Origin of the sequence: Paenibacillus faecalis (genome assembly GCF_900289175.1) — a bacterium.
In the GTDB taxonomy this organism is placed as follows: Bacteria; Bacillota; Bacilli; order Paenibacillales; family Paenibacillaceae; genus Paenibacillus_AQ; species Paenibacillus_AQ faecalis.
On sequence record NZ_LT985747.1, the window covers coordinates 1884662 to 1898233 of the forward strand.

The 13572-nt window shown below is 43.8% G+C and carries 10 protein-coding genes and 1 riboswitch; of the genes, 8 read left to right on the forward strand and 2 right to left on the reverse strand.

Annotated features, from left to right (window positions below; all coding sequences use genetic code 11):
• Window positions 1-69: 69 nt before the first annotated feature.
• Window positions 70-171, reverse strand: a riboswitch (purine riboswitch).
• Window positions 172-424: 253 nt separating this feature from the next.
• A complete protein-coding gene (locus tag C8268_RS09090) occupies window positions 425-1042 on the forward strand; it encodes an MFS transporter (RefSeq protein ID WP_106767365.1) in 618 nt (205 codons plus the stop codon).
• A gap of 221 nt (window positions 1043-1263) precedes the next feature.
• Here C8268_RS09090 and C8268_RS09095 read toward each other — a convergent pair whose 3' ends face one another.
• Entirely contained in the window at window positions 1264-1788 is a 525-nt protein-coding gene (locus C8268_RS09095) for an IS110 family transposase (RefSeq protein WP_106767366.1), read from the reverse strand.
• 532 nt (window positions 1789-2320) lie between these two features.
• Between C8268_RS09095 and C8268_RS09100 the strand changes: the two genes are divergently transcribed.
• Together C8268_RS09100 and C8268_RS09105 are read left to right on the forward strand one after the other, a co-directional pair.
• Window positions 2321-3367, forward strand: a complete 1047-nt coding sequence (locus C8268_RS09100; RefSeq protein WP_474646569.1) for a transposase — start codon at window positions 2321-2323, stop codon at window positions 3365-3367.
• Window positions 3312-5036 carry an IS1182 family transposase gene (locus C8268_RS09105; protein ID WP_234032712.1) on the forward strand — a complete coding sequence of 575 codons (1725 nt, stop codon included), beginning with the start codon at window positions 3312-3314 and terminating at the stop codon, window positions 5034-5036. Before C8268_RS09100 ends, C8268_RS09105 begins: the two co-directional genes overlap by 56 nt.
• Here C8268_RS09105 and C8268_RS09110 read toward each other — a convergent pair.
• Window positions 4974-6581 (reverse strand): multicopper oxidase family protein, encoded by a 1608-nt coding sequence (locus tag C8268_RS09110; protein ID WP_106767368.1) that lies wholly within the window; start codon window positions 6579-6581, stop codon window positions 4974-4976. The genes C8268_RS09105 and C8268_RS09110 overlap by 63 nt on opposite strands.
• Window positions 6582-6816: 235 nt before the next feature.
• Here C8268_RS09110 and C8268_RS09115 point away from each other — a divergent pair, with 235 nt between their 5' ends.
• The 5 genes from C8268_RS09115 (at window position 6817) to C8268_RS09135 (ending at window position 13557) form a co-directional block, all read left to right on the forward strand.
• A complete protein-coding gene (locus C8268_RS09115) occupies window positions 6817-8706 on the forward strand; it encodes a sensor histidine kinase (protein WP_106767369.1) in 1890 nt (629 codons plus the stop codon).
• Window positions 8630-10186: a response regulator gene (locus tag C8268_RS09120; protein ID WP_106767370.1), complete on the forward strand. Its 1557-nt coding sequence runs from the start codon at window positions 8630-8632 to the stop codon at window positions 10184-10186. The genes C8268_RS09115 and C8268_RS09120 overlap by 77 nt, the downstream gene beginning before the upstream one ends.
• Before the next feature lie 232 nt (window positions 10187-10418).
• Window positions 10419-11762: an ABC transporter substrate-binding protein gene (locus C8268_RS09125; RefSeq protein WP_106767371.1), complete on the forward strand. Its 1344-nt coding sequence runs from the start codon at window positions 10419-10421 to the stop codon at window positions 11760-11762.
• Between the two features lie 95 nt (window positions 11763-11857).
• Entirely contained in the window at window positions 11858-12736 is an 879-nt protein-coding gene (locus C8268_RS09130; RefSeq protein ID WP_106767372.1) for a carbohydrate ABC transporter permease, read from the forward strand.
• Window positions 12736-13557 (forward strand): carbohydrate ABC transporter permease, encoded by an 822-nt coding sequence (locus C8268_RS09135; protein ID WP_106767373.1) that lies wholly within the window; start codon window positions 12736-12738, stop codon window positions 13555-13557. The genes C8268_RS09130 and C8268_RS09135 overlap by 1 nt, the downstream gene beginning before the upstream one ends.
• Window positions 13558-13572 lie beyond the last annotated feature (15 nt).

The window sequence follows — 13572 nt, forward strand, 5'->3', positions numbered from 1 at the left end:
AACCATATCTAATCAATACATTTTCAGCACATGTGCGAACGTATTGTATCATCTCGGTGTTCTAAAGTACGATTCTCTCATCTTTTATGTAGTCAAGTCATTTACGGTAACCTGGTAGAGACGCCGGAGCCATATTCTCTGGCATATACATAAAAAATCTTTTCAGTTGTTGTAAGCATTATAATCCTTTGACATCGTAAGTCAATAGAGCGGTAGATTTTTCATATACTCCCCATACAGTAAACAGGTGAAATAATGTGTGAAATTGCACCTTTTATCCCAAAAAGTTACGAGAGAAAATTTTTTTGATAAAAATTTAAAATTATAGTAATTTTATAGTGAACTCCAAATCATGGAAGAGCTGTCGTACTTAGCGTGACAATCCGTCATAGAACAATCTCTTAAAAAATAGAGGAGAGTTATCATGGATTATAAATTTGTTTTATCTCCGGAAAAGCGAAAAATCTGGTTGGTTAATGTACTTTACTGTTTGTTATCCAGTATGATTGTCGTTTTATTAATACCCTATCTACAAGCAAGATTTAATGCGGACATTAAAGAGATTGCCATTACTTTTTTCTTGCCGATGCTTGTCTCGTCTTTTTCAGGTTCCCTTTTAGGTAAATTTGGGGATCGTATAGGTTATCGTAAGGCTATTACTTTTTCAGTAGTTATATCCATAGTAACCATTACGACTATTGTATTTTCTTTCAGACTAAGCATTTTTGCTTTGCTGTGGATGATTTTTAGCCTCTCCTATTCAACGTTTAATCTTTCTCTCGATGCCATGTTTTTTAAGAAGATTGCAGAAGAGCATACTGGGAATGCCTATGGCAAATATTCAATCGGCTCAAACCTTGGAATGATCATGGGGCCTGCATTGGGTGGCTTTTTGTTTGATACATATGGTCCTACTATTCCTTATATTATTTTTGCAGTAAGTATGGCTCTATTTGTTCCACTCCTGTTAGCTATGCTCCCAAAAGACGAACCGGATCGTCCAGTGGTTATGATAGAGAACCAGATTCATTCCCATAAATGAGCTTAAAGCGAAGATATTCGGGGGAATTTAAAACTGTGGATACCATTTATTATAGTCAAATAAAGGGGCTGTCCAGAAAGTCAGTGAAAGCTAACTTCTGGACGCCCCGTTTTTGTTGAATGTTAAAAATGTGCACAAAAAAACCGTCTTTTCCTGTAAAATGAAAGTCACCACAACCACACCTACAGAAAGGACGGTTTTTATGCGTAATCTGACGACTACTACGGAACAGTNTTAAATACACCTTCATAGTTTGGAAATACCTGATCGATTAGCGTCCGCGTATTCAACTTGGCTTGAACGTAAAGGCTAGTAATAAACTCGTGTTGTCTTGTTATGAACTGTAAGTCCATTAACGATTCTTTAGGACTCGGATGAACAAGCCAACTCTCCTCCTGGTAGTATAAATCCCCCAGATGCCAAGCGTCTGATGCATCCGTTTTCACTTTACGTAGATTCGTTCTTCGAGCACGTTGTGCCTGCAGGGGATTAACGAGAATGGTCTCATATCCTACGCTTTGTAAATAGTTAACAAGGACACGATGGTAGTGCCCTGTTGGTTCCAAGATAACAACGGGCTTCCGATTTGTCTTAACTTCTAATTCCACTAAAGTTTGAAATAATCGTTCAAATCCTTTTGGTGAATGCAAAATCAATTGATCTCGGCCATAGGGAACATTTCGCTTTAAAAATGCTTGAATAACTGATTTTCCTTTTGCTACATCAATTCCTATAACAGGTTTCATTTTTCTCCTCCCGCATTATATTTGCCGGTAATCCCACAATGGTTCCAACTCCACAGCTTCGCTTGTTATACGAGGTCATTTGCCTCAACCAGCTCAAACATGGTAGAAGGCGATAGTGAGAGAACTGTTTTTTGTACGGGGTCCCCCCCCAGGGGCTGTCACGTTCTCCCGGCTACCACCATCGTAAAACAACCAATAAAAAAGACCAACCAGTAAACTCTGGTTGACCTAATAATACGAAGGGGCTGTCCAGAAAGTCAGTGAAAGCTGACTTCTGGACGCCCCGTTTTTGTTGAATGTTAAAAATGTGCACAAAAAAACCGTCTTTTCCTGTAAAATGAAAGTCACCACAACCACACCTACAGAAAGGACGGTTTTTATGCGTAATCTGACGACTACTACGGAACAGTATACCATGCAAATGACACTTCCTCTAGGGGATTTGGAAGAAAAGACGGCTTCCAAACGAAATCTTGCCCCTACCTTCAAACCTTACGACAACAAACAGGCTCAGATGATTCTGGATTTGGAGATGTATGTTCCCACTCATCATGTGGCTCGTGTCATTGATGAGATGATTGAAGCTATTCCAGACGAGCAGTTGTTTGCTCACTACACAGGCGGAGGCCGCAGTTCCTACCATCCCAAAATGATGCTCAAAGCAATCCTTTACGGCTACTCGCAAAAGGTTTACTCCTGCCGCGGCATCGAAAAGCTGCTGCAGGAAAACATCCCGGCTATGTGGCTGGCGGCGATGCAACAGCCTGACTTCCGGACCTTGAACGACTTTCGCGGGGTACGCATGAAGGCGTTCATGGACGAGCTGTTTGAAACCATGATTCAAAAGCTCATCGCGGACAACTACATCACGATGGAACAGTACTTTTTAGACGGCACGAAGATCGAAGCTGACGCTAACAAGTACTCGTTTGTGTGGAAAAAAGCGACGCTGTGCTTTGAGGAGAAGCTCAAGGAAAAGGTACAGGCGACCCTTGCACATATTCATACGCTGACGCAGCAAGAAGCTGGCGAATACGCGGGGGCAGATCCCGACGAATTCCCTGCCAAGCTCGAAGAAGCAGCAGCTGAGCTAGGGGAGAAGATCGAAGACTTAAGCGAACAGATCGCTCAGGCAAGCGACAGCCAACAGCGGCAAGCCTTACGCAAAGAGCGCAGCGCCTTGAAGAAGCCGCTGAAACAAATTCGGGAAGACTTTCTTCCTCGCTTAGCCAAGTATGAGCAGCAGAGAGCGTGCTTTGGCGATCGCAACAGCTATTCTAAAACCGACACGGACGCCACGTTTATGCGCATGAAGGAAGATCACATGAAAAACGGGCAGTTGAAGCCGGGTTACAATGTGCAAATGGCCACGGAAAACCAATTCATTTTGTTTTACAGCATCCATCAACGTCCTACGGATACGCGCTGCTTCATTCCGCATATGGAGCGACTTGCAGCGTCNGACGGCTTCCAAACGAAATCTTGCCCCTACCTTCAAACCTTACGACAACAAACAGGCTCAGATGATTCTGGATTTGGAGATGTATGTTCCCACTCATCATGTGGCTCGTGTCATTGATGAGATGATTGAAGCTATTCCAGACGAGCAGTTGTTTGCTCACTACACAGGCGGAGGCCGCAGTTCCTACCATCCCAAAATGATGCTCAAAGCAATCCTTTACGGCTACTCGCAAAAGGTTTACTCCTGCCGCGGCATCGAAAAGCTGCTGCAGGAAAACATCCCGGCTATGTGGCTGGCGGCGATGCAACAGCCTGACTTCCGGACCTTGAACGACTTTCGCGGGGTACGCATGAAGGCGTTCATGGACGAACTGTTTGAAACCATGATTCAAAAGCTCATCGCGGACAACTACATCACGATGGAACAGTACTTTTTAGACGGCACGAAGATCGAAGCTGACGCTAACAAGTACTCGTTTGTGTGGAAAAAAGCGACGCTGCGCTTTGAGGAGAAGCTCAAGGAAAAGGTACAGGCGACCCTTGCACATATTCATACGCTGACGCAGCAAGAAGCTGGCGAATACGCGGGGGCAGATCCCGACGAATTCCCTGCCAAGCTCGAAGAAGCAGCAGCTGAGCTAGGGGAGAAGATCGAAGACTTAAGCGAACAGATCGCTCAGGCAAGCGACAGCCAACAGCAGCAAGCCTTACGCAAAGAGCGCAGCGCCTTGAAGAAGCCGCTGAAACAAATTCGGGAAGACTTTCTTCCTCGCTTAGCCAAGTATGAGCAGCAGAGAGCGTGCTTTGGCGATCGCCACAGCTATTCTAAAACCGATACGGACGCCACGTTTATGCGCATGAAGGAAGACCACATGAAAAACGGGCAGTTGAAGCCGGGTTACAATGTGCAAATGGCCACGGAAAACCAATTCATTTTGTTTTACAGCATCCATCAACGTCCTACGGATACGCGCTGCTTCATTCCGCATATGGAGCGACTTGCAGCGTCTTCTTTGCCGATGCCCAAAACGGTGATCGCCGATGCGGGCTATGGCAGCGAGGAAAATTACTTGTATGCAGTGGGTGAAGAAAAGGAGTCGCGCTTTGATTTTCTCATTCCTTACGGCAACTACATGAAGGAGCAAACTCGGCGTTACAAGAAGGACATCCGGCATGCTTCCAACTGGGCGTATGAAGAGCAAGACGATCGCTTTGTGTGCCCGAATGGCCGGTACGTCCGCTTTAAGAAATACCAAACGAAAAAAACAGCTTCTAGCTTGGAGCAAAGCTTCAAGATTTATGAATGTGAAGATTGCAGCGATTGCCCGCTCAAGTCCTTGTGTACGAAAGCAAAAGGAAACCGCCAAGTGCACTGGAATACCATAGGGGAAGAACTAAAGGCAAAGGCCAAAAAAGCCCTTGAGGATGACGAAAAATCCGCGATTTATGCTCGGCGTAAAGTGGAGGTAGAAAGCGTGTTTGGTCACATCAAGGGCAATCGTTCGTTCCGCCGCTTTTCCTTGCGTGGCTTGGAAAAGGTGCATGTGGAATTTGGGGTTGTGGCCTTAGTCCACAATCTGCTGAAAGTAGCAGGCATTCGCCTCGCTACCTTCCTGCAAAAACAGACACACCAAAAAGTTGGACGGAAAACATTGCGTTTCTCCGTCCAACTTTTTATTTTGAGGACTTATTGGACAGCCCCTTCTATTTTTGTCGTATATATTTTATTCCGGCTTGTTATCGACATTGGGGTCAGGAGTATAATTTTTCTTATAATCGGTATATAGCATTTCCGTTACCATGCCGTCTGAAGCATGATGCAGGTCATGGCAGTGGAACATCCAGTCACCGGGATTATCGGCTTCGAATGCGATGACATATTCTTCCCCAGGTTTCACATTCAGTGTATCTTTTATGACAGGCGTGCCTTCAAGCGGTTTTCCGTTCTTGCTTAGTACTTGAAAAAAGTGACCATGCAAGTGCATTGGATGATCATCCATCATCGATTTGTTAACAAAAGTTACTTTTACTTTTTCACCTTTTTCAACGTTTATTTTTTCGGTTTCAGGATATATTTTTCCGTTGATCGTATAGACCATTTTGCCGTCTTTCATTTCCGTATTCAAATCCATCTTAACGTCCTGGTCGAATTTTTCATCCAGTGAAAATCCAGTTTTGGCAACAGTGCCGTATTGGGCCAGATCAAAGATTGGCAAAGTTTCAGATGCATTTGAAGCATCACTTTGTGGTTCTTCCCCTTCATATTGGATAACGGCTTTCATATTTTCTGTCCCGGCTTGGGTTCCATGCTCTTCCAGCAGCCAAGACCCCGGATTGTTAGCTGTAAACTCGATATCATAGCGCTCACCTGGCGCGATGGCTATCAATTGGTCTTTGATGACTTGGGGGTCATTAATGACTTGGCCGTCGGTGGACATCACTTTAAAATCATGGCCGTGAAGGTGCATATTATGTGTAAGGTAACCTGCATTTATGAGTCGGATTCTTACTTTTTCGCCTTCCTTTACCGTCAGTTTCTCGATGGCATCACCTGTTTTACCGTTGATTGTATAAATGTTATACATGCTCATGTCATGTCCGCCCATATTCATTCCACCCATATTGGAATGGTCCATGTCGTCCATATTCATATTGCTATGATCCATATCTTCCATATTTGTATTTTCGTCTGTGCTGTTATTTTCTTGATTGTCCATATCACCTGGGTTTATCCATTCGTCCATAATGAGTGTGTAGTCACGGTCATATTGTTCATTTGGGTCTTCAACAATCAACGCACCGTACAAGCCTTTATCAAGCTGATTCACACTGTCTTGATGAGAGTGATACCAATAAGTGCCTGGTACGGTTGCTTTAAACTCATAAGTAAACGTTTTACCTGGAACAACCGCATCCTGAGTTACCCCAGGAATCCCGTCCATATCATTGGGAACCGGATAGCCGTGCCAATGAATGGACACGGGTTCTTTCAACTCGTTTTTTAAGTTGATTTTAACCGTGTCACCAAGCTTAACTCGTATTTCTGGCCCGGGCACAGAGTTATTAAACGTCCATACAGGGAGTACCTGATTAGGAGACACTTCCAAGTTGCTCTCTTGGGCTGTGATCGTAAATTCTTTGCCATCTGTTACTTCAGAAGCTGAGGTAAGTTTGATGGATTTAGGATCGGGCTGCGTCGTTGATGGAGGTTCAGAATTCATTGTAGAATGATCCATACTCTCCATGCTATCACTGCTACCATTCGCGCAGCCGGCGGTTATAGCAGCTATAGAACCAACAATAATGAGACTTTTTAACAACATGCCTTTCATATCATTTCCCTCCAATATTCTGTGATATAAATTACAATAAATGAAATATATGTAGAAATTATGGGGTTTTCAAAGTTCATGAAAATCGCATTCTTTTCACAGAGGGGTTGTTCTTTTATCATTTTCGCTTTGTGTTGCTAGATTTAACCAGTTATTTTGGCATCCCTTTCCTTGTATTCTCATGATCTTGAATCTATACTTCATAGTAATTTGATCCTATTGGAGAGGTAGCGAAGTGAGCAAATATGGATTTCAAACAAAATTATTCGCGGCTTATTCTGTATTTATCGCACTGTTGATTTTCATATCGTTTTATACGTTCTATTGGTTCCAGTCGAAAAGTATGGAGAAAACTGCAGTGGATAATCAGAGTCAGCTTACGGTTAAAACCTCGGAACAAGTAGATGCCTTGATCCGAGAGATGGACAAAATTTCGCTGCAAATCGTATACAACCCGTTGCTTACTCAGATGATCGAAGATGCATTTCACGATAAAGATCGAAGTGGCAATTATTTTGAACAGCATCTTGATATCGGACGGCAGGCAAGAGACATCTTGGCATCGATTAACGGCCCGAATCTGACGGTTTCCCGAATCAGTTTGTTTAATTCCTATGGAGACTATTTAAGCAGTGGTACCATACCGGAAAATGAAGACGTTATTCGAAAGCGGTTACAGTCTGAGGTTTTTCAAACCGATTATAATCATATGAAGGAGTACGAAGGCCGTGTTTTTCTTTCTTTACCACATGATGATTATTGGTCAGGCGAGTCTGACAAGCTGTTTTCCTTGATTCGGGAATTTCGAAACGTATACGATTCATACGGGATGATTGAAGTGCAGCAGCCTTACAGCTTATTGGCGAAAACGTTAAATATGGAAAATCTGCCCGATACTGAAGTTCTTCTGCTCAACGAAAAGGGGGAGACGGTATACGGCAATACAGACCTCATGCTAAATACGGCTGAATTGACGGAAAAGACCGATGAAGCAAAAGCCGTTGACGACGTGTATTTCAAATTGGAACCATCTAATGGGATGTCGGATCAGTTAGTTACGTTTCGGGAATTGTCCAACATCAATTGGATGATTTATTTGATTACAGACGAGAACAAGCTTCTGGAACCGATAAGATCGCTCGGAAAATTGTTAATCTTTCTTAGTTTGGGCTTGTTTTTTTCTGCTTTGTTTGTCGTGTTCATCATTACGAGACAGCTGACGCTGCCCTTGAAGAAGCTTCGTAACTCCGTTCGTTCAGTCAGTATAAACAATTTGTCGATCGATTTAGGGAAAGACGCAGGACATAACGAGTTGATTCTGCTCAACAGAGCATTTTATAAAATGTTTGAGCGGCTTCGAATGTCGGTGGATCAGGTCATTGAAGCCAAGTCCGCTGAAGCTGATGCGCGTTTCCATGCGCTTCAGTCACAGATGAATCCACACTTTTTGTACAATGTTCTTTCCGTCATCAGTGCGGCGGGTCAACAAGCGGGAGTGACAAAGGTGATGGAGCTCTGTCACAAGTTATCCATGATGCTTCGTTATATTACATCATACAAAAGCGGCAATGTAACCATTCAGGATGAATGTGAATATGCGGAGCTTTACCTGGAACTGATGAAAGAGCGATATGAAGATTATTTCGAATATGATTTGGTTATCGATGAAGCGGTTAAGCATGTCGAAGTTCCTCGCTTGATTTTACAGCCATTGATTGAAAATTGTTTTCACCACGCCTTTCAATCCGTTTCCCCTCCTTGGAAGATTCGTGTTCAGATCGGACAGGCTCCGGAACCCGCGAATCAATGGGTGATGAGAATCGAAGATAACGGCAGCGGATTTGATGCGGTTGTATTGAAGCGGCTTCTTGCTCAAACCAATCAACTGGACAAAGGCTTCTCGGCTCAAACGGATGATGGGACGGCGAGTGGAGTTGGATTGACAAATACGATCGTTCGGTTAAAACTGCTGTATGCAGACAAAGCCATTGTTGCCATTGAACCTCGTTCTCCTCAGGGAACGATAGTCACAATAGGGGGTGCACTAGATGATTCATGTCATGATCGCAGAAGACGAAATGCCTATTATGAGAAGCATCAAGATGATGATCGAGGAAACACATAGCGCTTTTAAGGTTGTTGCAACGGCGTTCAATGGTGTAGTTGCGATGGATCTGTTGACCAAGGAGAGACCGGACATTCTGTTCACGGATATTCGCATGCCGGTGATGAACGGTTTAGAACTGATATCTGCTGTAAAAAAAGAATATCCAGATATTAAGCTTGTCGTTATTAGCGGATATCAGGAATTTGAGTATGCGAGAGAAGCGATGCGATACGGGGTAGAGGATTATTTGCTGAAGCCGATCTCCCCGCTGCAAATCAAGGAATTGCTTGATAAGTTATATCAGGAATGGAGACTCAGTCAGGAACAACGGCTTAGGGAAGAAGTGCGGTTGTCTATCTATAGAGGTGCTGCTTCGCCAGATGCGAAGTTACCGCTTCTGAATACCTATTCGATACATCAACTTTTTTTGTTATATGTAGGCGCTTTCAATTCGTTGAGTATGGATGAGGATAATCCGGTCGGGGAGTTCTGGGACGAAATTGACTTACATGCCTATGTAACACGTTTGCTTAATGTAGAATGCATCATCAGTGTCGTAGATGGCAAATCCAATTCGGAAAAATGGGTCGAAATTTCTTTTTTAGGTACGAACTCGAATATTCCCGATCCTCGGCTGCTGGCAGAGAAGCTGTTTATGGCTTGGCGAGAGCAAGTGATGGTTACGATCGTGTACGGGGCCTCATATTCTGATTTTCAGGTCACCGGTTTGAAGGTGCTTATGATGAGGACAGTGCTGTACAAAAATATTCGTTTTGGCGTCTCGCAGTTAATTTCCCTTGCCCAACATCAGGAACCTCCTGTTACCGAAACCGTACTTCCTTCTCACATGCTCAGGAAGCTGGAGTTTGCGGTTGAACAGAAAAATCCGGAAATATTCAAGGAGGAGCTGCAGAGTTTGATTTCGAAATGGAAGGAAACGAGGCCGCTACAAGTTTCGATGGAGCGTCTTGTCAAGCAGTTGTTCCAGAGCTGCCGCAGTGCTCTGTCTGCTGCAACGGATTACTCTTTCAGTATTTTAGAAATAGATATTTATAAAGCGATTTCATATTCACGGTCATATGATGAATTATATGTTTATTTATGCAAGATTATAGATTTGCTTTTTATATTGATTTCCGGGGGAATGCGCGATAAATCAGGAATGAATTCATTAATGGAAAGAATCGACACTTATTTGCGAACCCATCTGGCGGATGCTATTAATACACAAACGCTTTCCCATACATTCGGTCTTGTGCCCTCTTATCTCAGCAAGCTGTTTACCAATTACAAGGGAATGTCTCCGGCGAGATACTTGGTTTACTTGCGGATTGAGAAAGCAAAAGAAATGCTGATTGAGCAGCCAGAGATGTTGTTTAAAGACATCGGCGTGATGGTCGGTTACCCGGACCCGCATCACTTCAGCAGAGTTTTCAAAAAAGAAACGGGGATGTATCCTTCTGAATTTAAAGAGAAAGGCGGATCGGAAGGTTGCTAGCATAATTTCATCATATGAGTGTTTGCAGACACATTCGCGGCTTTTAATCCTATAACATTTCAGGACCAGGGCCGCTTATTTTGTGCTGTTTACATGGCATGCACATTTCAGCATCTGTTATCTTTTTTAATAATATCCAAACGAAGCGTTTCAACTTATCCATTTGCTTATTTTCTTGGTTAACTATACTGAAGATATATCGAATATTACGAACAAACAGGAGGGTACTGAAATGAAAAGAAACAAGTTTTTGATCGTTACGATGGCACTGGTCATGTTATTGACGGTCGCTTGTGGAAGCGGTTCCAATGACGGACAAGCGGAGCCTGGCGACAATTCAGCATCTGAGTCTGCACAGACGGATGAGAAGAAGGCGATGACGGTGTCGATGATGACGTCGCAAGGCAAATATAAAGAGACTTATAAGAAGATTGCCGAAAAATTAAAAACGGAAGAAAACATCACTTTAGAAATCCAGGTTGTACCTGATGATCAATACTACAATCTCGTTAAAACCAAAATATCCATGAAGGAAGTTCCCGATATTATTATGCATAATGCTCCTTCGGAATACGTTACGGTGAACGCTCAGAAAAATATGGAGGATTTGAGCAACGAGCCATGGGTTGAACGCTTGTCCAATCCGAATCTACTAAAGGCAGAGGACGGCAAAATATATGCGATGCCGCAAGAGTCGTCCAGCTTCTATGCAGCGATCTATTATAACAAAAAAGTATTCGAGGATCTCGGTTTAAGCGAGCCGAAAACTTATGCCGAATTTCTGAGTCTGCTTGAAACGATCAAGAGCAAAGGGGACGGCATTACTCCGATCTATATGTCGAACAAAGATTCATGGACAACGCAGATTTTCGTGACGGCCGCACTGCCGGTTTTGCTTGGCGACAAGGCGGAAGAGACTTGGGAAGGGCTGCTGAGCAATAAGCTGAAATGGGCTGACATCCCGGAGTTCAAGCAAGCCATGGAGTTGTTTCAAGAGCTTTATGTAAAAGGCTATACCAATAAGGACCATGTAACGCAAACATTTGATAATGCGAAAGCGGCGTTGGCAGAGGGAAAAGCCGCGATGGTGTTTAATGGAGAATGGACCGTTGGCGATCTGATTAACAAAAATGAAATGAATCCGGATGAAATCGGTGCATTCGTACTTCCGTTCGGTGATCAGGACATCATCGCTACAGGTGCATATGTACAAGGGTTTATGGTACCAAAGGATGCGAAGAACGTAGAGGGTGCGAAAAAAGTGCTGGAATTGTGGTCCCAGCCTGACTACATGAACATATACTTTGCGGAGAATCCAGGCTTCCCTGGCTTTACGGACGTTGACGGGGGAGACGTTCACCCTGCGATCAAAGCCTTGGAAGATAACTACATTAAAACAAACAAGTATGTGTATCAGCTTAACGATCCAATGGCGGCGGCCAGTTCGATCTTCCCTGATCTATGGACGCTTTATGTCGATATGGCGGCAGGAAGTAAAACGCCTGACGATGTCGTCAAGGCATGGGACAAGAAATACGAGGACTTCATGAATCAGATAGATCAGCCGGGGTTCTAAACAATCATTTTGTGCAGAGATTTGCTTCAGCCGACCCAAGTCTTTGCAGCATCCGTTACGGCTTGGCGCCTTCGTCTTAGAAAGAGAGGTTCTGCATGAGACAATTCAAAACGCTATATCCGAATTCCTTTACTTTTCCCGCATTGCTGTTTTACTCTGTGTTTTTTGTGCTTCCTACGCTGCTCGGCTTTTATTTCGCATTCACTAATTGGAACACGGAAAATTTGACGAATTGGTCAACGATCAAGTTTACGGGCCTGGATAACTTTACCTACTTATTCCAGGACGAAGATTTTATGTTAGCTTTGAAAAACACGCTGGTCTTTGCGGTTGTAACAAGTTTTTTCAAGCTATTGTTCGGCTTGCTTCTGGCGCTCGGGCTGAATCAACCCTTATATAGCCGGAATTACTTGCGATCGATCTTCTATGTACCTGCGGTGATCAGTATTACCGTCATTGGATTGTTGTTCTCGGCCATTTTTAATATGGAGGGGATCGTCAACCAATTATTGAATGCGATTGGCCTGGAACAGCTCGCCATTAACTGGCTTGGCGATGAGCGCACCGCTTTCAGTATTGTCAACTTGCTGGAAATTTGGAAGTGGAGCGGCTTTACGATGATCATCTTCCTTTCCGGACTGCAGGCGATCCCGAAAGATTATTATGAAGCTGCTATGATCGATGGGGCTTCCACCTTGCGTCGGTTTTTCAGTATTACGTTGCCGATGCTCATGCCTGCGCTGACGATCAACGTGACTTTAAATCTGATTGGCGGATTCAAAGTGTTCGATCAGGTGTACGTATTGACGAATGGTCAGTCGGGTACGGAAGTCATCAACACCCAGGTGTTTCGGGCATTTTCCAACGGCTTGTACGGGCGTTCCAGCGCGATGGCTCTGACTTTGTTCATTTTTATTGCCGTCATTGCGATCAGCGTGAACTCCTTTTTGCGGAAAAAGGAGGTTGAAATGTAATGAAAATGTCAAGATCAAAACTTCTCGTTCTAGAAGCTGTTATGCTGCTAGTATCTTTGTTGATTTTGATTCCGCTCCTGATTATGATTCTCGGTTCGTTTAAAACGTCGGGCGAAGCTCAAAGCTTTAATCTGCAGTTGCCGAAAGTGTGGCAGTTTGAAAATTACGTGACAGTGTTCAAGGAAGGCGGTATGGGCACGGCATTTAAAAACAGTCTGATTGTCACCATCCTCGGTGTCGCATTAACGGTGATGATGGCGGCTTTATGCTCATTCGTTCTTGCCAGAAAAAGCACCCGATTTACAAAAGGTCTTTATGGATTTATGCTGCTGGGCATGATTGCACCGTTTTCGGTTGTGCCTACCATCAGCCTGATTCAGATGCTTAACCTGTCCGGTACATATATCGGGGTCATATTCATTTACGTTGGAATTAATGTTTCTTACAGCACGTTTATATTTACCGGGTTTATCAAATCGGTTCCGCGTGAATTGGATGAAGCCGCGATTGTGGATGGCTGTGGTCCGTACCGGATGTTTATCCGGGTCATTCTCCCGCTTTTGCAGCCGGTGCTCGTCACCAATGTCATTATTGTGACGATGGCGATTTGGAACGATTTTATGATCCCGCTCTATTTCTTTAATTCTGTATCGAAGTGGACACTTCCGCTAACCGTATATAATTTTTTTGGACAGTATGCGTCGGAATGGAATCTTGTGTTTGCGGATCTTGTATTGACGGCTTTGCCGGTCGTTCTCGTGTACTTCTGGGGACAGAAGTACATCGTATCGGGAATGACCGCTGGTGCTGTGAAAGGCTGATATTACCACCATTAC